The organism is Mucilaginibacter conchicola, assembly GCF_003432115.1.
Lineage (GTDB): Bacteria > Bacteroidota > Bacteroidia > Sphingobacteriales > Sphingobacteriaceae > Mucilaginibacter > Mucilaginibacter conchicola.
Map to the genome: position 1 here is coordinate 903,330 of NZ_QWDC01000001.1, position 24,356 is coordinate 927,685.

Sequence of the window (24,356 nt, forward strand, 5' to 3'; positions counted from 1 at the left end):
ATCAATTATTTATCGCATCTTTAGTTACCAATTACAAACTAAAAATGCTTACTGATACGCCTGAAAACAAAGCAGCGGCTTCTGCTGCGCAAACTTTCGATGCAATAGTTATAGGATCCGGGATAAGTGGTGGATGGGCTGCAAAGGAGCTTTGCGAAAAAGGCCTTAAAACGCTGGTTCTGGAACGTGGCCGTGATGTTAAACACCTTAAGGATTACCCTACCGCCACCAAAGCGCCATGGGAATTTCCGTATCGCGGGCGCATCAATCTGAAGCAACAGAAAGAGAACCCGCTCATCAGCAAGGCAGCCGGCTATGGCGATGATTGCGACCATTTCTTCGTTAAAGACGCCGACCATCCCTACGTTCAGGAAAAACCTTTTGATTGGATACGCGGGTACCAGGTTGGTGGTAAATCGCTTACCTGGGGACGTGCCACACAACGCTGGAGCGATTTTGAATTTACTGCACCTCATCGTTACGGATATGGTATTGAATGGCCTATCGGTTACAAAGATGTGGCCCCATGGTATTCGCACGTGGAAAAATTCATTGGCATCTGCGGCAGCAAAGATGGCTTGGAAGCTATGCCCGATGGCGAGTTCCTGCCACCATTCGAGATGAGTGCCCCTCTGAAATTTATGCGCGATAACATTAAGCAGAATTTCGGCAGGCATTTGGTACACGCGAGATGGGCGCATTTAACCGAGCCAAAACAGATACACCTTGATCAGGGCCGCGGCAAATGCCAGGCACGTAATATGTGTATGCGTGGCTGTCCGTTCGGCGGTTATTTCAGTTCGGTGAGTTCTACCCTGCCCTGGGCGGAGAAGACGGGCAACTTAACTATCCGCCCGCATTCGGTAGTACATTCTATTATTTATGATGAGCAAACCGGCAAGGCATCGGGCGTAAGAGTTATTGATGCTCAAACCAAAGAGACTATCGATTTTCACGCAAAGGTGATCTTCATGAACGCCTCGGCTTTAAATACTAACCTTATCCTGCTCAACTCCAAATCAAAGCGTTTCCCTAATGGTTTGGGTAACGATAACGGTTTACTGGGCAAATACATCGCGTTCCATAACTACCGCGCATCGGTAAGTGGCACGCTGGATGGCTACGAGGATAAATATTATTTCGGCCGCAACCCTACAGATCTTATCCTGGTGAACTATAAAAACCTACACAAGCGGGAAACAGATTACTTTGGCGGATACACTACTTTCCTGAATGCCTATCGCCCGCAACACCCTGAAGATACTGCCAACGGGCAGGTTGGTGCAGCATACAAAGATGGCCTTTCAGAACCCGGCGGCTGGCATGTGTTTGCTTACCTGCAGGGCGAGACCGTTCCTGTTGAGGAAAACCATGTGCGCTTAAGCGATACCGAAAAAGACCAGTGGGGCATCCCGCTGTTGGTTACTTCGGTAGCCTATCATCCAAACGACGATAAAATGACCGAGGACTTCCTGAAAGAAACCGCAGCCATGTTCGAGAAAGCCGGTGTAAAAAACATCGACACCAATAATAACAAACAAGCCCCGGGACTTGATATTCACGAGATGGGTGGCGTACGCATGGGTAAAGACCCTAAAACATCGTTACTGAACGAGTGGAACCAGTTACACCTTTGCCAGAATGTTTTTGTAACCGATGGTGCCTGCATGACCAGTACCGGTAATCAAAGTCCGTCTATATTATATATGGCATTAACCGCAAGGGCCGCTAACTATGCGGCAGAGCAGGTGAAAGAAGGCAAATTATAAACATCATACCTCATGAAAAAACTATCGTTTCTACCAATTTCGTTATTGGCGCTGGCAGCATGTCAGTCGCCTGCTAAAAAAGCCACGGGTGATAGTGTTGCCGCTACCGACAGCGTAGTTAAAGACAGTTCGGCATCGGCATTTGTACCCCTGCTTACGGATAGCACTATGAGCAACTGGCATAATTACGGCAAAACCGGCATAGGCAAAGCCTGGCATTTAAAAGATGGCGTGCTGCATCTGGATGCCTCTAAAAAAGCCGACTGGCAGAGCAATGGTGGTGGCGACATTGTTAGCAATGATGAATACGAGAACTTCGACCTTAAGGTAGAGTGGAAAATATCACGTGCGGGTAACAGCGGCATTATGTTTTACGTGCACGAGGATACTACCAAATACAAGTATCCTTGGCAAACCGGCCCCGAAACACAAATTGCCGATAACAAAGAGAATGAAGATGGCAAACTGATCAAACACCGAGCAGGCGACCTTTATGATCTGATATCTATCTCCAAAGAAGTAATTAAACCAGCCGGCGAGTGGAACAAAACCGAGGTAGTAGCTAACAACGGCAAACTCGACATTTTAGTGAATGACGAAAAAGTACTATCAACCACGATGTGGGATGAGAACTGGAAAAAGCTTGTGGCTGGCAGCAAATTTAAAGAATGGCCGGGCTTTGGCACCTTTAAAAAAGGCCACATAGCCTTACAGGATCATGGCGCTGATGTGTGGTTCAGAAATGTGGAGATAAAGAAATTATAGAACATAATACCATCCAAACAATTGTCATTCTGATAGAGGGAAAATCTGTCCGACTAAATAGTAAGCGGACAGATTCTCCGCTATCGCTCAGAATGACAAAATTTAAGAGATGATCAGCCACTGACGTCCGTCACATTTTATTCGCTGTACAATCCTTAACTTTGCCTTATGCAGGCACAACAGGACATCTTATCGCTCGCGGATATCAAATTACTGGTAGATACTTTTTATAGCCGCATCCAAAAGGATGAACTGCTGGGCCCGATATTCAACGGGCGCATAAAAGATAACTGGCCCGAGCATCTGGACAAGATGTACCGTTTCTGGCAAACTGTTCTGCTCGAGGAATACACCTACAATGGCCGGCCTTTTCCCCCGCATGCGCAACTACCGATAGACGCTAAGCATTTTGATCAGTGGCTTACACTTTTCACTCAAACAATTGATGAACTGTTTACCGGCGATAAGGCCACCGAAGCTAAATGGCGCGCCAATAAAATGGCAACCATGTTCCAAAGTAAACTGGCTTATTTTAGGGAGAATCCGTTTAATATAATTTAACTAATTGTCATTTCGAGCGAGGTACGAGGAGAAATCTTCTGTGAGCGATACTTGCGGTGTAGAAGATTTCTCCTCGCTGTCGCTCGTTCGAAATGACAGAGGTTTAAACCTACAACGTCTCTATCTCTTCCGGATGCTTTGGGTGCCATATTGCGTAGTAGAACGCCAGGCAAAACACACCTAACAGAAAAGGGATCAGTGCAAGGTGTTTGTAGGTGAACCAGCCGTGGATAGTAAGGTGGTCAAAGTTCATAAACTCGCTTATCATCCAGTACGAGTTGGCGCTTATCCAAAAGGTGATGGCCAGGTTGTGGCAAAGTTCAGACATCAGCTGCCTTGTGCGCCAGGCAATCACAATAGAGATCACCAGTGTAGGGATGATCATAATGATGCCCAGCGGTTTCCATATCATACACCAGCCAATATCTTTAAACAACCAGAAAACGATATGGAGATTCTCCATTTTGCGGTACTTGAGCGGGATGATATACTGTGACATGCGTAGCTAAAATAAAAAAATTCGCGGGTTTTTAAAACGCATCGGTAAGGCCAGTATACCAGTTATCGATCTGATACTGATAACCCAATACAGACGGTACATTCCTGCTTTCCACTATCTTCCAGTTGTCCAGTTTCAAAATAAAACCAGGTAAGGCTAAGCCGGCTTTGTCTGTTGCTTGGGTATAAAAATCGGCACGGGTTGGGTGGTGTGGGGCCACGGCATTAAAAGTATGTCCGTAAGCTTCACCATCTATAATACTTTGGGTGATGCCGATGCAATCGTCCAGATGGATAAGGTTAATGGGTGCCAGTCCGTTAGCAATATCCTGCTTACCGGCAAAGAAACGGCCCGGATGCCGCTCTGGCCCTACTAATCCCGCAAAGCGGATAATGGTTGTTTTAAGATCAGTTTGATTGCGGAACAGCTCCTCAGCCTCAAATAATATTTTGCCCGCTGCGGTATCCGGTTCGGGTGGTATATCTTCGTTCACAACGCAATTTCTATCAGCATAAACCCCTGTTGAGCTGATGAGGATAACACGTTTTATCTGGTGTCTGCGGATGCGTTCTACAACCTTTTGCAATTTAGACAGGTACTCTGCTCCCTCTGCCGAACGGCTTTTTGGCGGTATGGCGATGATAAGCAGATCGGTATCAAAAAACAGATCGGGAAAGGTGGCTTCTTCTGCCGAAAGATTTATAAGAAAAGGTTCAACGCTGGCTTCTTCCAAAAGCGTCAGTTTATCAACAGATGTGGTGCTGCCTTTAACTTTATGTTTATCGTTTACCAATGCCTTCGCCAGAGGTAAACCATACCAGCCGCAGCCTAAAATACTTATTGTCATAATCGCGGCTTAAAGATAATATAAATGCAAATAATATATTTGCTGTATGGATACGCCGCAAACTTTACCCGTTTTAACCGATACTGAACTAAGGGTATTAGGTTCACTGATGGAAAAAAGCAAAACTACGCCCGATTATTACCCCATGACCGTTAACGGCCTTACCGCTGCCTGCAACCAAAAAACAGCACGCAAACCGGTGGTAGAGTACGACGAGCAAACGGTTATACTTGCTTTAGATACGCTTAAACGTAAAGGTTTGATATCAACGGCAACAGGCGGCTCCAGCCGTGCTATCAAGTATAAGCATAACTTTGGCATTGTATTTCCGGTAGTTCCGTCTGAAGTGGCAGTTATTTGTTTGCTGATACTGCGCGGACCACAAACACCCGGCGAGATCAATACCAACTCGGGCCGTTTGTATGAATTTGAAAACCTTGATGAGGTTACTGAAATGCTGGATAAACTGGCAGGCGGCGACTTACCATATATTGAACAAATGGCTAAACGCCCCGGCCAGAAAGAAGTGCGCTACCGCCATCTGTTAGGCGGTACGGTGCCCGAAGATGATACCTACGATGAACCGCAACGCCGTTCATCAAACAGCGAACTGGAAGAGCGCCTGAGCAAACTGGAAACAGACTTCGCCGAACTGAAAGAAGCCTTTGATAAGCTGATGAAAGAATTGTCTTAAGCTACCGGCTATATCGCTCTCGGTTACTTATTATTAAAGCTTTACGTTGATATTGAAGATATCTTTCAAGGCGCGTTTTGCCGCGTTATAGCCACACATACCATGCACACCACCGCCTGGCGGCGTAGAGGCCGAGCAGATGTACAAACCTTTCTCAGACGTTTTATAAGGCGACATCCGCAATGCCGGCCGCGTAAACAGCTGCCCTAAGTCGATAACACCGCCGTTGATATCGCCGCCTATGTAATTGGGGTTGTACTCCTGCATTTCGGCAGTGTTTAATGTATGTTTGGCAAGGATGGTATCTTTAAAACCAGGCGCGTAACGCTCTATCTGTTTCTCGATGGCTTCACTCATATTTTTAGTTGAACCATTAGGCACATGACAATAAGCCCAGGCAGTATGTTTACCTTCGGGAGCGCGTGTTGTATCGAAAAGGCTTTGCTGAGCCAGCAGTACAAATGGCTTATCAGGATGCTTACCTGTCCAGGTTTGTTGCTCGGCGTCACGGATCTCGTTAAGGGTATTGCCTATATGCACCGTCCCCGCTTTGCGACAGGCTTCGGGGATGAATGGGATGGCTTCGCTTAAGGCAAAATCCATTTTAAATACACCCATACCATAGCGATAGCGTTCCAGCTGCCATTTGTATATTGATGAAAATTTATGCCCGGCTATCTCCAGCAATTGCTTAGGTGTAACATCAAATAGTACCGCATGTGCCGATGGCAATTGCTCCAATGACGTTACATAAGTATTGGTCTCTATCTTACCGCCTATCGATACAAAATAACCTGCCAGCGCATCAGCAATACTTTGCGAACCACCTTTTGGTACGGGCCAGCCCTGCAAATGCCCCGCGGCCATCAGCACTAATGTAATAGCCGATGTAGCTGTATTGGTAAGCGGCTGCATACTATGCGCTGCCATGCCCGCCAATAAAGCTTTGGTTTGTCTGGTTTTAAATTGTTTGGCCAACATGGTAGCCGGTTTCATGGCATCTAATCCAAATGCTGCAAGCGCCAGCGGGTGTTGGGGTATATGCAATGGACCGAGCACATCAGCGTCTATCAAAGGCCAGTTTTTGGTAACCGATGTCATCAGCTTTATATAGGCTTCCTCATCAGCGCCCAAATGTTGTGCAGTAAGGTTAATATCCCTGCATAAAACTGCAGAATTATGATGTTCTAAAGGGTGTGCGGCATCTATCTCCGGATAAATATACTCAAGGCCGTATTGTGCCAGCGGCATGGTTTTAAAGTACGGCGATGCTGCAGCCAGCGGATGCACGGCCGAGCACACATCGTGCTTAAAGCCGGGCAAAGTAAGTTCTTTGGTACGCAGGCCGCCACCAATGGTATCCTTAGCTTCGAGCACCAATACCGAAAGGCCCTGCTGCTGCATCAGAATAGCAGCTGCCAGTCCGTTTGGGCCACTGCCCACTATAATTGCATCGTAATCGCGTTTTTCAAGCGCCATAGGCTATTTTTCAATAGTCGGAATAAGCGGTTGGGTAAAGAAATATAATATCTCCTTTTGATACGTTGTTCTTATACTGCGCGTCGCCCGTTAATCCTTTCCACTGTGCATCCGCATCAAAAGCCTTCCAGTGCTCGTCCCGGCTTTGTTTATCATTAAACGTTGTGAGGTACATTAGGTTAGGCATCCTACCACCTGCAATAACGCTGCCATAAAATACCGGGTTAAAGCCAAGGCGCTCAAAAATATCGGTCTCGCCACTGTTAAACATCTTTACTTTGCTGTAATGATAGGCTTCTGTAGGGCTTTCGTAACTACGCAATTCGTAAACACGTTTACTACGATCACCTGTGAGTTTGGGCAACATCAAATGCGGGCGGGTGATGAACGGACTGAGCCAAATGGTCTCGATACGCGAGTATGGTGCATCATTATAAACTGCTGATGCATAATCTTTATTTTCAGGTGTAACAACAACCGGTTTCCCGGCCGATACATTGTCCGGTTCGGCATCTTTCCATGATGCGTAAGGGATCAATAAGTAGATCTTCCTGTCAGCGGTATCCGCCTCAATCGGTTTAAAAACGCCTATGTTTTTGATGCCTTTTTTATGCAGAGCCGGTACAAAGCTTTTCTGCAGATACGCATCAAGTACAGCTTCTTGTTTTTCGGTTTTATAGTGATAGATCTTTATCTGATAATAATCGCCTTTAATGGTTTGCGCGAAGATATCACAACTAAAAATTGCTAACGCAGCGATAAAAACGGCTGTAAGCGTACGTTTTTGTGGGATAGACATTCCTTTAGGGTTTACCGGCTAATTTAACGCGAAAAAAGGAATAAACAATGGAGACGCGGAGGGTAAAAAGCAGCGCTCCGTAGGAGCTTAAGGTCGGTAGAAACAATCCAACAATTAAAATTCGCTCCGTTAGGTGCGATACCTGTTAGAGTTGCATACCTACGGCATGCTATTGTTACGAATTGTAATTTCTACCGACCTTTTGCACCGATGGTGCAATCGTCTCTCACATTCCGAGATTGCATTCCGAGACGCGAAGTATCGCATCTCTACAAAAAAATCATGATACCGCTTTACTGCCGTCAAACGCCACCAGCGTATCCATCAGCTCCTGCAATTTAAGGGGTTTGCTCAGGTAGGCATCCATACCGGCGGCAAGGCATTCCTCTTTATCCTCAACCATGGCATTGGCCGTCATGGCAACTATAGCCGGCTGGTATTCCATATTCTTACGGATAAAACGGGTTGCCTCGAGGCCATCCATCTCCGGCATTTGCACGTCCATTAGGATGAGGTTGTAACGTTTGTTCACCATGGCGTTCAGTGCTTCGTGGCCGTTACCCGCAATATCTGGCTTATAGCCCATTTTATTGAGGATGTATTTGGCCAACTTTTGGTTAATGGCATTATCCTCGGCAATCAGGATATTCATTGGGTGATGACGGGCAAAATCTTCAGAGAACGGTGTCTGTACAGGCACTACCTCAGCGCTTGGCTCAGTACTTAGTTTTAATTGTTCGATGATATGCTTGTATAGCACCTGGTGCTTAGTCGGCTTAGACAGCGCCACATTGAACAGGTGTGTGTACTTTTTACTCTGCTCGTTACCCATTGATGTAAGCAGTATGATAGGCACCTGGCTATTAGCGCGTATTTTACCGGCAAGGCCCACGCCGTCCAATTCAGGCATGTTCATGTCTGATATCACCAGGTCTACCTTGTCTGCGCCTGATAAAATATTCAAAGCTTCTTCGCCGGATGCTGCAACGGCCGGTATAAAGTTCCACTGGCGCAGTTGCTCTTCCAATATCTCGCGGTTGGTGGCATTATCATCAACCACCAGTACGCGTTTGTTCTTCACTTCTTCGGTGTTCAGGTGTACATAATTGCGTTGCGACCTGATGCCTTCTTTTGCTTTTATGGTGAACGAGAAGGTACTGCCCTGCCCTATTTTACTTTCCACGCCAATTTCGCCGCCCATCAGTTCAACCAGTTTCTCGCTGATGGCCAGCCCAAGGCCTGTACCGCCATATCTGCGCGTAGTGCTTGAGTCTACCTGCGAGAAGGCTTTAAACAGTTTGTTGATCTTATTATGCGGAATGCCTATACCGGTATCGCGTACCTCAAAAAGCAGTTCAAGTTTATCATCTGTGCTGCCTTTTAGTTTTACGCAGATAAACACCTCACCACGGGCGGTAAACTTCACTGCATTACCTACCAAATTAATGAGGATCTGCCTCAGCCTGTAAGCATCGGCAATGATCTGGGCCGGTATCTTGTGGTCTACCTGGTAAACCAGATCCAGGTTGGCGCGGGCGGCACGTTCTGCAAAAACATCCAATACGCCCTCAATACAATCGCGCAGGTCAAAATCGTGTTCATCCAGCTCCATGTTGCCCGATTCTATTTTGGAGAAATCCAAAATATCGTTGATCACATTCAGCAAGCTGTCACCACAATTTCTGATGGTTTCCGTGTACTCCCGCTGCTCATTGCTGAGGCTGGTATTGGCAAGCAAAGTGGCCATACCCATTACGCCGTTCATAGGCGTACGGATCTCGTGACTCATGGTAGCCAGGAATATACTTTTGGCTTTGTTGGCTTTCTCGGCTTCCTCACGGGCTTTTTCGGCATCCTGGCGCAATACGCGTTCATCATTGCTCATTTTGGCCAGTTGAACGGTACGGTCTTCTACCTGCCGCTCAAGTATAGCTTTCTGTGCCTTTATTGATCTTACCCTCAGAATAAACACCAGGTAAACCAGCCCTGCTATAAACAGCACTGTTAGTGTTTTAAACCACCAGGTAAGCCACCAGGGCGGCGTAGTGGTGATCACCAATGCCTCAGTAACCGGCGACCAAAAGCCTGCCGAGTTTTGATATTTTATCTTCAGCGTGTAAGAACCGGCAGGCAGGTTGGTGAACGTTGCCGAATTGCGGTTGCCTATGTAGTTCCATTTTTTATCAAAGCCTTCCAAAAAATAGGCGTAGTTCTTTTTATCCTTAGATGTAAAATCGAGCGCGGCGAAATCAAACGAAATAACCGATTGCTTGTGGCTAAGCGTTATGGCGTGGGTATCAGATATCTCATCCTTTAACGGCGATTTATCATGCTTATCGCGCGCCGGCAATACGGTCTGGTTAAACAGCCTGAAAGCCGTTACCACAAGCGGCGAAAAACCCTCGGGTTTTAATATCTGTTTAGGGGTAAATGCATTAAAACCGTTTATCCCCCCAAAATACAACCGGTTGCCATTTCCTTTGAATGCCGAATGTGATTTAAACTCGATATCCTGCAAGCCATCCTCAATGGTAAAATTGCGGAATTGGAGTTTCTCAGGATCAAACCTCGATAGGCCTTTGTTGGTGCTTACCCAAAGTACACCTTGCTCATCCTCGCGTACGGCATAGATCACATCGCTGGGCAGTCCATCTCTTTTACGGTAAACGGTAAAACGGCGGGTAACCGGGTCAAACTTATCCAAACCCGAGAATGTACTTAGCCAGATAAAACCCTTACTGTCTTCAAACATATCGGGTATGTTATCATTGCTCACGCTGTTTTTGGCAGGGTTATAGGTAAAGCGGGTAAACTTATTGGTCTTTCTGTCCAATAGGTTAAGGCCGCCGTCAAAAGTGCCCACCCAAAGGTTACCGCGCTTATCTTCCAGTACAGAATACACCCTATCGCTGCTGAGGCTGTTAGGGTCGTTGGCAGCGTAACGGTAATTTACAAACTTTCCCGTTTTTTTATCGAAATGGCTTAAGCCTGTATTGTAAGTGCCTATCCAGGCTGTTTGATCACGCGAGAGGGTAAGCGCATAAATATTATTGCCCGGCAGGCTGTTGGCATTATCAGGGATGTTGGTGTAATTGCTGAACCTGTTCGTTTTGGGATCAAATATGCTTAAGCCATCGGCCCAGGTACCCATCCAGTAATTGCCTTCGGCATCCTGCGTAACCGTTAACACGTAGTTACCTGTAATGCCACTGTTATTTTTAGTATAAGCATTAAACTCGCCGGTTTTTCGGTTAAAATGGTTAAGTCCGCCGCCGTCGGTTCCTATCCAGATATCTTGTTTCTTGTCTTCAAAAAGAGCCAGCACAAAATCGTTTGAGAGGCTCCCCGGTTTGGCGTTGTGCCTGTAATGCGTAAAGCTTTCGGTACTGCGTTTATAGAGATTTATGCCGCCGCTGTATGCACCCAGCCACATGTTGCCCACCCTGTCGCGGCAAATAGCGTTAACTGTGTTACCGATAATGCTGTTCTTGTCTACATCATCGTGCTGGTAATCTATCACCTTATTGGTTTTAGGGTCGAGGATGCAAAGCCCGCCGTTATCGCTGCCTATCCACAGCTTACCGTTAAGATCCATGTTTAAGCAGTAGATGTTGTTACTGCTAAGCGATGCCGCCCCAAGCGCCTTATCATTACGATAATGAATAAATTTACCTGCCCTGCGGTCAAAATAATCCAATCCGGCATCAATTGTGCCCACCCAAAGGCGTTTATCAGTATCCTCAAAAATACAGCTTACACCGTTGCTTGTTATGGTTTGCGTGTTTTGTACATCGTGCTTGTAAACTGTAAAAGTACCGGCAGCTTTGTTCAATAAAGATAAACCACCCGACGCGGTACCCACCCAGATCTGGTTGCCCGAGTCGCGGTAAACAAAACTTACATTATTATCGGGCAGGCAGCCGGGTTTACCATTGTATGCGTAATGGGTAATGTGGCCGCTGCTTATCTCCATGTAATCCAACCCGCCCTGGCTTGCTATCCAGATGTTGTTCTTCTCATCAATCACCAGTTTGTTAAGGATATTATTGGCGATGGAATTGCGGTTCTTATCACTATGGATAAACCTGATGATATTACCGGTTTTACGCTCAATTTTATTGAGGCCGATGATGGTGGCTACCCAAATGTTGCCATCCTTATCTTCAACCATATCAGATATCATGTTACTGCTTATGGTAGCGGGGGCGGCTTCATCGTGCTTGTAGTTGGTAAAGTTGTAGCCGTCGTATTTGTTGAGGCCCTCGCGGGTACCTATCCACATAAAGCCCAGCTTATCCTGCAGGATACAGGATACGTTTATTTGCGATAAACCGTCGGCCGTGCCAATATGCTCAAACTTAAGGCTTTCGTTTTGCCCAAAGCTCAGCGTAGCGTACAGCAGTGTAATTAAAGTGCAAATGTACTTATGCATTCAAATACCGGTGGTTAATCGTAAATTTTAATTAATAGGTGTAATTGGTAATAAGTACTTATACGGGAGCACTTTACAATAAGTTCATAATTTAGTAAAACAAATGATGATAGCGTTGGCTAAAAACAAAAAAAGCCCGCTTTTTAAGCGGGCTTTTTTTATCTGATTAAAGATGAGTTATTTAATTTCTCTCACCCAAATATTGCGGAAGCTAAGCGGCTCGCTTTTATCGCCGTGAGCCTGCAATTTAATAGGGCAATCGCCGTGTGCCTTTCTGTAACCCGGTTTGCCAATATATTGGGTTGGGCCAAGCAGTTCAATATTATTCTCAACTAAAACGCCGTTGAAAATTACAGTTACACGTGCAGGGGTTTTAACCTGGTCGCCATCAAAAGTTGGCGCAGTCCAGATCACGTCATACACGTTCCAGGTGCCCGGTGGGCGGGTTGGGTTAGCTAATGGTATAAACTGCTTGTAAATACTGCCAGCCATACCGTTGGTGTAGGTTTTGTTATTGTATGAATCTAACACCTGTAGTTCATAACCATCATCGCCTTTACCTGTTGATGCCAAAAACACACCGCTGTTACCGCGGCCCTGGCCTTCGCCGGTGATGTTTGCAGGCACTTTCCACTCGATGTGTAACTGGTAGCTGCCAAATTTCTTCTTGGTTTGGATGTTACCCGATTTTTTGTTCACGGTCAGTACATCGCCTTTAACATCCCATTTTGCAGCATCGCCACTGGCAACGTCTTCCCATTCAGAAAGGCCTGATTTACCATTGAATAACACGATGGCATCAGACGGTGCTTCGCCCATTACTTTGCCGGCAGTTACTACGGGCGGTACAGGCTCCCATTTTTCGGTATCCTCGGGTTTGCTTTGTGCGTTTGCCATATAAATGCCTCCGCTAAGCAAAGCGGTTAAAATCAGTTTATGTTTCATTTTTTAGTTAATTGGTGCCGTTTATAAATACAGTTTAGTTTTTAGATAGGTAGCGCTTTTTGCAATACTTACATAAGGGTCTATATTGGTGAAGTTTTCCTGCTCAACAATATAGTGTTTGATGCCAGCCAGCTTAGCCTGACCAAGGATAGTTTTGTAATCGATACCGCCACTACCTATCTCGGTGTTCAACTCGTGGTTGCCTTTGTCCATGTCTTTAACGTGTACTAATGCAAAGCGACCCGGATGTTTTTTGAAGATCTGGATAGGATCCTGACCAGCACGTACTACCCAGTAAATATCCATTTCCATGGCAACCAGTTTAGGGTCGGTATATTTTAAAACGGTATCGTAGAAAGTAGTACCGCCTACATCCTGCCACTCAAAGTTGTGATTGTGATAGCCCAGTTTTAAACCGTGCTGTTTGCAGATAGCAGCAGCCTTGTTCATTTTCTCGGCAATTGATTTACAATCCTCGGCCGTTTTAATAAAATCGTGGTTAAGACCCGGAATAACAATATAGGTTTGGCCTAAGATCTTAGCCGCCTCGATGTAACTGTTCAACTCGTCCATTTTACCTGTACCGAAGTATTCATCGATACCATAATGGCCGCTCGGGCTTTTTAAGCCATGTTTTTTAAGCAAAGCAGCAAATTCCTGCGCGCTTAAGCCCCAAAAGCCACCTTGTTTTGAGTAGCCAAAGGTTTCAACTTCTTTATAGCCGGCTTTTGCAACCTCGGCAATAACGCCTTTAACATCTTTAGGTAACTGATCGCGCAGCGAATAAAGCTGCAGGCCTACGCCGTTTGCGCTTTTTGCCGATGCCAGTTTTGGTGCAAGCATAATACCTGCCGCAGCCATACCGGCCTGCGCTAAGAAAGTTCTTCTGGTAGTAGTCATGTTAGATTTATAAAAGTTTTATTGCCGTTATAGACCAGCTACAACGGCAATAGTTTAAACATCGCATATATGCACCGCTTTACGAAGCGATGCCAGCTTATCTTTTTGTTTAGGAATAAACTCCTGTGCTACGAAGCCTTTATGGCCCACCTCGAGCACGGCACGCATAATTGCGGGGTAAAACAATTCCTGCGTTTCATCAATTTCGTTACGGCCAGGTACACCACCTGTGTGGTAGTGGGCAATGTACTGGTGATAGGTACGAATGTTACGGATCACATCGCCTTCATCTATCTGCATGTGATAAATATCATATAGCAGTTTAAAGTTCTCTGATCCCAAACGTTTGCAAAGTTCGGCACCCCAGGCTGTGTGATCGCACTGGTAGTCTTTGTGGTCTATCTTGCTGTTCAGCAATTCCATCACCAAAACTACGCCGTGTTTCTCGGCCAGTTGTACCATTGGTTTAAGGCCTTCCACGCAGTTTTTCCATCCTTCCTCGTCAGTTTTGCCACGGCGGCTACCGCTAAAGCAGATGAGGTTTTTATAACCTGCAGCTGCAACTTTCGGTATCATATCCGTGTACTGCTTATGCAGTTGCGCATGGAATTGTGTATCGCCAAAACCATCGGTCAGGTTAATCTCCGCACCGTTGCACATTGATGAGTACAAACCATACTTTTTCAAAGTAGGCCAATCTTCGGGGCCAACCAGGTCGATACCTTTTATGCCTATCTCTTTGGCAGCTTTACAAAGCTCCTCAACCGAGATACTATCATAACACCAGCGGCAAACCGCATGGTTAATGTTGCCTTTGAGTTTATCGCTCATTTGTTCTGTTGGGTCGGCTTTATAAGATGACAAAACGCCGCCTGCGCCAATAGCCGCAGTGCCTGCAATAATGCCCTTAATAGCCGATCTTCTGTTAGTGCCTGCCATAATATTAAGCCTTTGCTTCAACAGCTGTTTTCTTCTCGTTAAATAACAAGATGAACAATACAAATACTACTGCTGCAATACCCGCCGGGGTTAGCCATACCATATTCCAGTTATGACCGTCAGCTGTTTTGTACGCATCAGATATTTTACCTGCTACAAAGAAGCCGATCAACATACCTACACCGTAAGTTGCCAGAGTGATCATACCCTGAGCAGCGCTTTTGTATTGCTCGCCCGCTTTTGAGTCGGTATAGATCTGGCCTGATACGAAAAAGAAATCGTAACATACACCATGTAATGCAATACCTATCAGCAGCATAAAGCTTAAATCGCCTGCGTTACCGTAAGCGAACAAAGTATAACGTACTGCCCACGCTAACATACCTACCAATATTGTCCATTTGAAACCAAATTTCTTGAAGAAGATTGGAATACATAGCAGGAACAATACTTCTGATACCTGGCCAATGGTCATTTTACCGGTCGGGTTATCCATCTTAACCTCGGTTAAGAACTGGCTTGCATTTTGGTAATAGAAAGCCAAAGGGATACAGATAAGGATAGATGCTATGAAGAAGATAAGGAAGTTTTTATCCTTCAATAACTTCAATGCATCTAAACCAAGCATTTTAGATACGCTTACTTTACCCTCAGTAGCCGTTGGCGGTGTTGCAGGTAATGTAAAGCTGAATACACCTAAAATTGCAGAAGCAATGCCCGACATCAGGAATGTTTTTTGCAATGCACCTGCTGCTATACCTTCAGGAGAATCCCAATGGAAAATGAAACTAATTATTAAACCTGCGATGATCCAGCCGATAGTACCGAAAATACGGATTGAAGAAAACTCTTTCTCCGGATCGCCCATCTGGTTAAATGATACCGAGTTTACCAATGCCAGCGTTGGCATGTAAATGATCATGTATCCTAAAACATAAGGATAAAACACTGTAATATCAGTTGCCTTATACATCTGGTACATCAGTATTGCACCAACAATATGCAACACACCCAGTATCTTCTCTGCGTTAAAATAACGGTCGGCTATCAAGCCAATAATGAATGGTGCGATGATAGCACCCCATGATTGTGTAGAAAAAACTTCGCCTGATTGTGCACCGGATGCCTTTAATGTTGCAGCCAGGAATGGGCCGAGCGTTACAAACCATCCACCCCAGATAAAAAACTCCAGGAACATCATGGTTGATAGTTTAACGCGTGTTGTTACGTTCATAATTAGTATTGGTTTAAATTAGTTTGGGTTGGTTAGCAAGTACTTATTTTACGGTTAAAATGTATTTAACCATTTCTTTAGCGTCGTCTAATGAAAGGTCAGGGTGAGCTGTCATAGGTACAGTGCCCCAGTTACCGCTGCCACCTGCAATAACTTTTTTAGCAAGTGTTTCTACGTCGCTTTCTTTGTATTTTTTTGCGATATCAACCAAAGCAGGGCCAATTACTTTGCTCTCTGCATTGTGGCAGGTGTTACAGTCAGCAGCAGCCATTAGCTCTTCGCCTTTGTTACCGGTTGTACCACTGTTGCTATCAGTACCAATTTTATTTGCTGATGTATCGTTAGCAGCGTTTGTTTGTTGTGCTACCGCGCTGTTATTGCTTGATGATGCACTATCTGCGTCAGCTGGTTTATTGCTACCGCCGCCACAAGCTGTTAAGAAGGCTACGCTGATACCTAATATGAAGAATACTTTTTTCATGATGCGTTTGTTGTTGTATTATTAGTTTTTAATAGATTATAGTCCTAAAAGTGATCTGTTAAATGCTTCGTCGCTGCCTGATGCTGCAAAATCGTCAAAAGCTTTGTCAGTTACGCGGATGATGTGGTCTTTGATGAACTGAGCACCTTCGCGTGCGCCATCTTCAGGGTGCTTTAATGCACACTCCCACTCCAGTACTGCCCAGCCTTTGTAATCGTACTGTGTCAGTTTGCTGAATACCGATTTAAAATCAACCTGACCATCGCCCAATGAACGGAATCGGCCGGCACGCTCAACCCAGCCACTGTAACCGCCATAAACTCCCTGCCTGCCGGTTGGGTTAAACTCAGCATCCTTAACGTGGAACATTTTGATGCGTTCGTGGTAAATATCGATGTACTCCAGGTAATCCATAGCCTGCAGTACAAAGTGCGATGGATCGTAAAGCAAACAAGCACGTTTGTGATTGTTTACCGCCTCAAGGAAACGCTCGTAGCTTACGCCATCGTGTAGGTCCTCACCAGGATGGATCTCGTAGCAAAGGTCGATACCGTGCTCATCGTAATAGTTAAGGATAGGTTCCCAGCGTTTAGCCAGTTCGCCAAAAGCGGTTTCAACCAAACCTGCAGGCCGTTGCGGCCACGGGTAAACCATGTGCCATATCAGCGCACCACTAAAGGTTACCGAGGCATTTAAGCCCAGGTTTTGCGAAGCCTTAGCAGCAGCCTTAACCTGCGATACTGCCCACTCCTGCCTTGCAGCAGGGTTGTTCTTGTAAGCCTCGGGCGCAAAAGCGTCAAACAGCGTATCATAAGCCGGATGCACTGCTACCAACTGGCCTTGCAGGTGCGTAGAAAGTTCGGTGATCTCTAAACCTGCTTCAGCTACTATGCCTTTAATTTCATCGGCATAAGTTTTACTGTCTGCAGCTTTTTGAACATCTATAAAACGAAGGTCGTTTGTTGGCAGTTGCACACCTTTGTAACCTAAACCTGCTGCCCACTGGCAAATAGATTTAAGATCATTAAAAGGGGCTGTATCGCCAATAAACTGGGCTAAGAAAATAGCCGGGCCTTTAATCGTATTCATTTAGATAGTATATTTTGTCCACTTCTCGTTGCTCTCGTTTGAGGCAACTACGTTGTTTATAAATGCCATACCGCGTATACCGTCATCAACAGATGGAAAATCGATCCACTCAGGTACTTCGCGGCCTTCAATTTTAGCGCTAAGCGCCAAAGCGAAGTTGCGGTAAAGGTTACCGAAAGCTTCTAAATAGCCTTCAGGGTGGCCACCAGGTGTACGGCAGTTTGAAGTTGCAGCAGCAGATAAATGACCTGTGTAACCTGCACCTGCGCGTAAGATCTCGGCAGGCTTATCCAGCCATCTAACGATAAGAGTGTTTGGTTCCATCTGGTTCCACTCCAGGCCGCCATTCTCTCCGTATACACGAATTTTCAAAGCGTTCTCCTCACCTGCTGCAATTTGCGATGCAGTAAGGGTGCCGGTTGCGCCCTGGTCAAAACGAAGCAATACAGCACCGTCATCATCAAGCATACGGCCATCAACAACGATGTTTAAAGCCGCGCTAAGCTCGCTGATCTTCTGACCAGAGATATACTCGGCTAAGTGAGCTGCGTGCGTACCGATATCGCCCATGGCACCTGCTTTACCCGATTTTGACGGGTCGGTACGCCATGAGGCCTGTGCATTACCTTCGCGTTCTGAAAGACGGCTTAACCAGCCCTGCAGATACTCAACATATATTTTTCTTACTTTACCTAAAGCGCCGCTTTTTACAACTTCGCGTGCCTCTTTTACCATAGGGTAGCCGGCATAGGTGTGGGTAAGCAATAGCATCAAACCTGTTTCCTCAACTTTAGCTTTCAGTTGCTTAGCTTCTTCAAGCGTAAAAGTTATAGGTTTTTCAATTACTACGTTAAAACCATTCTCAAGCGCCTGCATTGCCGGGGCAAAGTGTGCAAAGTTTGGCGTAACGATGGTTACAAAATCCATACGGTCATCAGCCGGGCGTTGTGCCTCGGCTTTAAACATTTCATCGTAGGTATTGTAAGTACGATCAGGGGATAAAAAAAGCATACGGCCGCTTTCTTGCGCAACATCGGGGTGCATGCTTAAAGCACCACAAACCAGTTCAACCTGACCATCCATGTTGGCAGCAATACGGTGGATAGCGCCAATAAATGCATCTTTACCACCGCCTATCATGCCCATGCGTAATTTTCTGTTACTCATAATTGCTAAAAAAGTATAACCGGAACACGCCCGGAATAACCTTTGTTTTTAAGATTAGATAAATGTGTAAAAACCGCTCCGTTGTTAACGGAGCGGTCGCTGTTTAATTTTAAACGTGTTTTTTATGATAAAGCCCAGGCTTTGTCACCCTTTTTGTAAGGGTAATCGCCAATGTATTTGCCCGGAACAGGCAGATATCTAAGAGCTTTGGTTGCACCTGGTTCTGAGGTAAAGAAACCTAACAGCGTAAGCTGTTTTATCATAGTGAAGTAGTGGTTAGGATCTTCAGGTTTTTTATTTTTTGAATACTCCTTAGCCTCTTTGTCTAACTCGGTAAGTAACTCGGTGCGTTGTTTTGCATCAGCTTCCATAAAGCCTTTGTTATACTTTTTCTTTGATGCATCATTAAGGTCTGTTAAACCCTTTTTGAAGATCTTTTGATCTGCATCAACATAACAATCGCGCACCATTACAGCCATAAAGGCACCCACTTTAGCAGCTTTTGCACCCGGGGTTGAGGTTTCAGGCAAGATGGTTTCTGCTACTTCGTCCATGTAAGCTGTAGTATCAGCATTGAACAGGTCTTCGGTATTTACCGACCCGCCCGATTTACAGCCAGACATGAAGAACTCGGCACCGATAACGGCACCACCAAGTATCAAACCCACTCTGCCTATCGCGTCTCTTCTATTCATTGTTTTATAGAATTAATGAGTTAATTTTTTAATTATTTAATGTTACGCTTTCAGCTCAAAACCCGCAGGGTATTGGCGTTTAACGTATTGGTTAACCTCGTCAAAGTTGGTAACCTTCATGGCTTTATTATCCCATGTGTATTTGAACGCACCATTTTTAAGGTCGTGGCCGCGTACAGCAAGGTTAGCCATTAATAATGCCTCGGTAAGCGGGCCTGCAACTTCAAACGGAGAGCTTACTTCCATTTTACCGTAACCTGCCAAACATGCCTCAACCCACTGCGCGTAGTGGCCGCTTGCACCGCCCGGAACGCGTTTGTATTTCTGCGGAGCTTTAGCATCTTTAGTGCGCTCTTTTGGTAACAAGGTAGCAGCATCAGAATAAGTGCTGGCGTACATTTTACCTTTTGTACCGATAAATAATGTACCGTTACCGTCTTCGCCGCCCCATTTCTCGTTAGGGCCAAGCTCCTCTGGTCTCTCCGGCTGTATGCCACCGTCCATCCAGTGAAGGGTAACATCACCTTTTGTTTTAGCAGTTTTAGGGAATGTTAACGTGATGTGGCTTGACGGAGGGCAGCTCTCAGGGAACACACCTTTCTTAAACTCATCAACAAATACGCTACCTACACTTGCCTGTACATCTTTAACATACTGAAGGCCTAACACGCGGAAAGGTGCTTCAACAAGGTGGCAACCCATATCGCCTAATGCGCCGGTACCGTAATCCCACCAGCCGCGCCAGTTAAACGGAACCAGTTTATCTACGTAATCTTTACGCGGTGCTGTACCTAACCACAGGTCCCAATCCAGCTCTTTCGGGATCTCGGCCTTAGTGGTTGGCCACTGGATACCTTGCGGCCATACAGGGCGGTTTGTCCAGCAATAAATGCTTTCTACATCGCCAATAAGGCCTGCATCATACCACTCTGCCATTAAGCGGGTACCATCGTTTGATGCACCCTGGTTACCCATCTGCGTAACTACTTTAAATTTCTTAGCAGCTTCGGTCAATAAACGTGCTTCCCAGATATCATGCGTAAGTGGTTTTTGCACGTAAACGTGTTTACCCAATTGCATAGCATGGTAAGCTATAACAGCGTGGTTATGGTCTGGTGTTGATACTGATACAGCATCGAAATTCTTATGATCTTTTTCTAAAAGTTCGCGCCAGTCTTTAACGTACTTAGCCTTAGGGAAAGATTTTCTTGAGTTAGCTGCACGACGGTCGTCAACATCACACAAGTAAGCAATATTAGCTTTACCGCTTTTTGCAAAAGCAGCAATATCGCTTTCACCTTTACCACCGGCACCAATGCCGGCAACATTCAGCATATCGCTTGGTGCAATAAAGCCTTTGCCGCCCAGCACATGGCGTGGTACGATCATAATTCCGGCAGCAGCAACAGAAGTTGATTTAAGGAAATCCCTTCTCGAGGCGCCGTTTGCAGTTGTTTCTTTTTTTTCAGTCATTGGTAGTCGAATTTCAATACTGTATTATAGGTTACCTTTTTTAAGTTCTTCAACAGCGTGGTTCGCAGCACGTGCGGTAAGCGCCATGTAAGTTAATGACGGGTTTTGGCAAGCGGCAGAAGCCATTGCAGCACCATCGGTAACAAACACGTTCTTAGCATCCCAAACCTGGTTCCACTCGTTCAGAACTGATGATTTTGGATCGCGGCCCATACGTGCAGTACCCATCTCGTGAATACCACGGCCCAACACAGGGTCTGATGTATACGTTTGTACATCTTTAACACCTGCATTTTCCAGCATCTCTTTTGCATCGTTCATCATATCGATACGCATTTTGCGCTCGTTTTCTTTACACTCCGCATCAATAGCCAGGATAGGCAAGCCCCATTTATCTTTCTTGGTTTTATCCAGGTAAACACGGTTCTCGTGGTAAGGAAGCGTTTCACCGAAACCACCCATACCAAAGCTCCAGCTGCCTGGTTCTGATAATGCATCTTTAAAGTCGCCACCGATGTTAAGCTCGGCAATATCACGGCTCCAGCTTGCGCGGCTGCCGCCACCCTGATAACCAAAACCACGGATATAATCGCGTTTTTCGCCGTTTAAGTTACGATAACGAGGGATGTAGATACCATTAGCACGACGGCCAAATGTGTATTTATTTTCAAAACCCTCAATACGGCCGCCTGCACCTACACCTAAGTGGTGGTCCATAACGTTGTGGCCTAACTGGCCGCTGCTGCTGCCTAAGCCGCCTTCCCAAACGTCGGTAGCCGAGTTCATTAACACCCATGCACTGTTTAGTGCCGATGCGTTAACGAAAACGATCTTAGCGAAGAACTCATAAGTTTTGTTGGTTTCAGCATCAAGTATTTCTACACCTTTTGCTTTCTTGGTATCTTTATCGTAAATGATCTTAGTTACGATTGACCATGGGCGAACGGTTAAGTTACCGGTTGCCATAGCTGCAGGCAAAGTAGCCGACTGCGTGCTGAAGTATGCACCAAACGGACAGCCTAACCAACACTTGTTACGGTACTGGCAGTTTGTACGGTTGTTATGCGGTACGGTGATATTAGCTGTACGGCCAATAACGAAGTGCCTTGCATCTTTATAAAATTCTTTAAAGCGTTTTTGAACGTCTTTTTCTACGATGTTCATATCCATTGGTGGCATAAAATCGCCATCAGGAAGGATCGGAACGCCATCGCGGTTACCAGAGATACCCGCAAATTTCTCTGCATGGCTGTACCATGGAGCAAGGTCTTTGTAACGGATAGGCCAGTCAGTTCCTATACCATCTTTTAAGTTTGCTTCAAAGTCGGTATCATGCCAACGGTATGATTGTCTGCCCCACATTAACGAACGACCACCCATGTGATAACCACGGAACCAGTCGAAACGTTTAATTTCGGTGTACGGGCTTTCTTTTTCGTTGGTCCAATAGTCAAGGTTGGTCTCATTCAGAGGGTAATCGCGCTTCAATACGGGATAATCCTCGATCATTTTTTGCGTGCGACCGCCACGGTGTTCAAATTCCCACGGACCTTTGTTGGCGTTAACATAGTCTTTGATGTGTTCTATGTTTTTACCACGCTCCAACATGATGGTTTTTAAACCCTTCTCAGTCAGTTCCTTTGCAGCCCAGCCGCCAGAGATACCTGAACCAATGACTATCGCGTCATAAGTGTTATTAGACATAAAAGTATAGCGTTTATATTAGTTTTTAACAATTGGTTGTCTCGCCTAATGTATGAATAAAATTGTTTTTACAAGCATTTTTTCATTGTGTTTTTTTTACACATTTAGCCCCCTATCCCCCTAAAGGGGGTAATCCCTATTTTGCTCCCCCTTCAGGGGGTTGGGGGGCTAAATATTCCCCTTCTTCATCTCTCCTACCGCGTGGTCAACTGCGCGGGCGGTAAAGGCCATATAGGTAAGCGATGGGTTCTGGCATGAGGTTGATGTCATGCTGGCGCCATCGGTTACATAAACATTAGGGCAGGCGTGTAAACGATGCCATTTATCTAACATTGATGTTTTAGGATCTTTACCCATACGCACACCGCCCATCTCATGGATATCTAATCCCGGAGCGCGTTTGTCTGAGCGTGTTTGTATATTGGTGAAGCCCGCCGAGGTGAACATCTCTGTCATCTGCTCAAGGTAATCCTTCTTCATTTTCTCGTCGTTATCATCATAATCAACCGAGATCTTTAACTGAGGGATACCCCAAGGGTCTTTCAAATTCTTATCAAGCGTAACGTAATTACTCTCTTTAGGGATGGTTTCGCCCATCATGTGCGAACCAACGTGCCAGCCGCTCAGCTCTTTTTTAACCAGGTTATCTTTCAATTCCTGCCCTATGCCATCGCCGCTTTGCATGCGGCCACGGTAAGCGTAGAAACCGGCAGCGTATCCGCGAAGGAAATCAGTCTCCTGCTTATATACGTTCCTGAAGCGAGGGATATAACCACCGCCTGCCGGGTTACGGCCATCGGTAGTCCATTCTTTAGCGCCATCATACTCTGCACTTATACCTGCCGAATAGTTATGGAAGGCCACGTATTTACCCAGCGTACCACTATCATTACCCAAACCATTAGGAAAACGGCTTGAGGTTGAGTTAAGCAGTACCAAGTTACTGTTCAACGCAGCAGCGTTCACGAAGATCACCGGTGCGTAGTATTCAATAGCTTCTTTGGTTTGTGCATCAATAACGCGCACACCGGTCGCTTTGCCTTTTTTATCATCATAGATAATAGATTCCACCACCGAATGCGGCCTTAAAGTACAAAGTCCTGTTTTTAACGCCCACGGGATGGTTGACGAGTTGGCGCTGAAATAGCCACCAAACGGACAGCCGCGCTGGCAAAGCGTACGCTCCTGGCACTGCCCCCTACCCTGATCCAGATGGATCTGGTTTGGTTTAGACAAGTGTGCACAACGCGCACTTATCACGTGCCTGTTCTTATACTTTTCCTTAACGTGATTTTTAAAATAGGTTTCTACTGCATTTAACGGAAATGCGGGCAGGAACTCACCATCAGGCAGTTCTGCCAAACCATCGTGATTGCCTGAGATGCCTGCAAATTTCTCTACATAGCTATACCATGGCGCAATATCTGCGTAACGGATAGGCCAGTCGACCGCGAAACCGTCACGGGCGGGGCCTTCAAAATCAAATTCGCTCCAGCGCTGGGTTTGGCGTGCCCAAAGCAATGATTTACCACCGGTTTGGTAGCCACGGATCCAATCGAAAGGTTTTTCCTGTACATAAGGGTGCTCGGCATCTTTCACAAAAAAGTGTGCCGCATCTTCGCCGAAGGCATAACAACGGTTTACTATCGGATTGGCTTTCTGCACTTCATCGGGCAAAACACCGTGGTGCGGAAACTCCCATGGATACAGGTTAGTGGTTGGATAATCTTTTAAGTGTTTAACATCGCGACCACGCTCTAAAACCAGGGTTTTAAGTCCTTTGCCGGTAAACTCTTTGGCAGCCCAGCCACCACTCATGCCCGAGCCTATTACAATGGCATCAAACGTGCGCTCTTTTATACTATCTATATTTAAGTTTGCCAT

The 24,356-nt window shown here is 45.8% G+C and carries 20 protein-coding genes; 4 read left to right on the top strand and 16 right to left on the bottom strand.

Features of this window, described 5'->3' with window-relative positions; genetic code table 11:
* Positions 1-44: 44 nt before the first annotated feature.
* The 3 genes from D0C36_RS03925 (at position 45) to D0C36_RS03935 (ending at position 3,095) form a co-directional block, all read left to right on the top strand.
* Entirely contained in the window at positions 45-1,769 is a 1,725-nt protein-coding gene (locus tag D0C36_RS03925; protein ID WP_117390258.1) for a GMC oxidoreductase, read from the top strand.
* Positions 1,770-1,781: 12 nt separating this feature from the next.
* Positions 1,782-2,534 (top strand): 3-keto-disaccharide hydrolase, encoded by a 753-nt coding sequence (locus D0C36_RS03930; protein WP_117390259.1) that lies wholly within the window; start codon positions 1,782-1,784, stop codon positions 2,532-2,534.
* Between the two features lie 168 nt (positions 2,535-2,702).
* Entirely contained in the window at positions 2,703-3,095 is a 393-nt protein-coding gene (locus D0C36_RS03935; protein WP_117390260.1) for a group III truncated hemoglobin, read from the top strand.
* 109 nt (positions 3,096-3,204) lie between these two features.
* Here D0C36_RS03935 and D0C36_RS03940 read toward each other — a convergent pair whose 3' ends face one another.
* Together D0C36_RS03940 and D0C36_RS03945 are read right to left on the bottom strand one after the other, a co-directional pair.
* On the bottom strand, positions 3,205-3,594 hold the full coding sequence (locus tag D0C36_RS03940) for a hypothetical protein (protein ID WP_199501961.1): 390 nt from the start codon (positions 3,592-3,594) through the stop codon (positions 3,205-3,207).
* A 31-nt stretch (positions 3,595-3,625) separates the two neighbouring features.
* Positions 3,626-4,441: an SDR family oxidoreductase gene (locus D0C36_RS03945; protein WP_117390261.1), complete on the bottom strand. Its 816-nt coding sequence runs from the start codon at positions 4,439-4,441 to the stop codon at positions 3,626-3,628.
* Positions 4,442-4,487: 46 nt separating this feature from the next.
* Between D0C36_RS03945 and D0C36_RS03950 the strand changes: the two genes are divergently transcribed.
* Positions 4,488-5,135: a YceH family protein gene (locus tag D0C36_RS03950; protein WP_117390262.1), complete on the top strand. Its 648-nt coding sequence runs from the start codon at positions 4,488-4,490 to the stop codon at positions 5,133-5,135.
* 33 nt (positions 5,136-5,168) lie between these two features.
* Here D0C36_RS03950 and D0C36_RS03955 read toward each other — a convergent pair whose 3' ends face one another.
* The 14 genes from D0C36_RS03955 to D0C36_RS04020 form a co-directional block, all read right to left on the bottom strand.
* Positions 5,169-6,614 (bottom strand): phytoene desaturase family protein, encoded by a 1,446-nt coding sequence (locus D0C36_RS03955; RefSeq protein ID WP_117390263.1) that lies wholly within the window; start codon positions 6,612-6,614, stop codon positions 5,169-5,171.
* Between the two features lie 10 nt (positions 6,615-6,624).
* On the bottom strand, positions 6,625-7,413 hold the full coding sequence (locus tag D0C36_RS03960; RefSeq protein ID WP_117390264.1) for an NIPSNAP family protein: 789 nt from the start codon (positions 7,411-7,413) through the stop codon (positions 6,625-6,627).
* Between the two features lie 280 nt (positions 7,414-7,693).
* Complete coding sequence (locus tag D0C36_RS03965) at positions 7,694-11,845, bottom strand: hybrid sensor histidine kinase/response regulator (RefSeq protein ID WP_117390265.1); 4,152 nt, start codon at positions 11,843-11,845, stop codon at positions 7,694-7,696.
* Positions 11,846-12,022: 177 nt separating this feature from the next.
* Positions 12,023-12,790, bottom strand: coding sequence for a 3-keto-disaccharide hydrolase (locus D0C36_RS03970; RefSeq protein WP_117390266.1), 768 nt, complete (start codon positions 12,788-12,790; stop codon positions 12,023-12,025).
* Between the two features lie 21 nt (positions 12,791-12,811).
* Complete coding sequence (locus tag D0C36_RS03975) at positions 12,812-13,690, bottom strand: sugar phosphate isomerase/epimerase family protein (RefSeq protein ID WP_117390267.1); 879 nt, start codon at positions 13,688-13,690, stop codon at positions 12,812-12,814.
* 54 nt (positions 13,691-13,744) lie between these two features.
* Positions 13,745-14,629 carry a hydroxypyruvate isomerase family protein gene (locus D0C36_RS03980; protein ID WP_117391363.1) on the bottom strand — a complete coding sequence of 295 codons (885 nt, stop codon included), beginning with the start codon at positions 14,627-14,629 and terminating at the stop codon, positions 13,745-13,747.
* A 4-nt stretch (positions 14,630-14,633) separates the two neighbouring features.
* Complete coding sequence (locus tag D0C36_RS03985) at positions 14,634-15,863, bottom strand: nucleoside permease (RefSeq protein ID WP_117390268.1); 1,230 nt, start codon at positions 15,861-15,863, stop codon at positions 14,634-14,636.
* A 43-nt stretch (positions 15,864-15,906) separates the two neighbouring features.
* A complete protein-coding gene (locus D0C36_RS03990; RefSeq protein ID WP_117390269.1) occupies positions 15,907-16,344 on the bottom strand; it encodes a c-type cytochrome in 438 nt (145 codons plus the stop codon).
* Positions 16,345-16,380: 36 nt separating this feature from the next.
* On the bottom strand, positions 16,381-17,433 hold the full coding sequence (locus D0C36_RS03995; protein ID WP_117390270.1) for a sugar phosphate isomerase/epimerase family protein: 1,053 nt from the start codon (positions 17,431-17,433) through the stop codon (positions 16,381-16,383).
* Positions 17,434-18,600 (bottom strand): Gfo/Idh/MocA family protein, encoded by a 1,167-nt coding sequence (locus D0C36_RS04000; RefSeq protein WP_199501962.1) that lies wholly within the window; start codon positions 18,598-18,600, stop codon positions 17,434-17,436.
* 122 nt (positions 18,601-18,722) lie between these two features.
* Complete coding sequence (locus D0C36_RS04005) at positions 18,723-19,295, bottom strand: gluconate 2-dehydrogenase subunit 3 family protein (protein WP_117390272.1); 573 nt, start codon at positions 19,293-19,295, stop codon at positions 18,723-18,725.
* A 42-nt stretch (positions 19,296-19,337) separates the two neighbouring features.
* Complete coding sequence (locus D0C36_RS04010; RefSeq protein ID WP_117390273.1) at positions 19,338-20,768, bottom strand: Gfo/Idh/MocA family protein; 1,431 nt, start codon at positions 20,766-20,768, stop codon at positions 19,338-19,340.
* Positions 20,769-20,792: 24 nt separating this feature from the next.
* Positions 20,793-22,472: a GMC oxidoreductase gene (locus D0C36_RS04015; protein WP_117390274.1), complete on the bottom strand. Its 1,680-nt coding sequence runs from the start codon at positions 22,470-22,472 to the stop codon at positions 20,793-20,795.
* A 168-nt stretch (positions 22,473-22,640) separates the two neighbouring features.
* The gene (locus D0C36_RS04020) at positions 22,641-24,356 is read right to left on the bottom strand and encodes a GMC oxidoreductase (RefSeq protein ID WP_117390275.1); all 1,716 of its coding nucleotides are present in this window, start codon (positions 24,354-24,356) and stop codon (positions 22,641-22,643) included.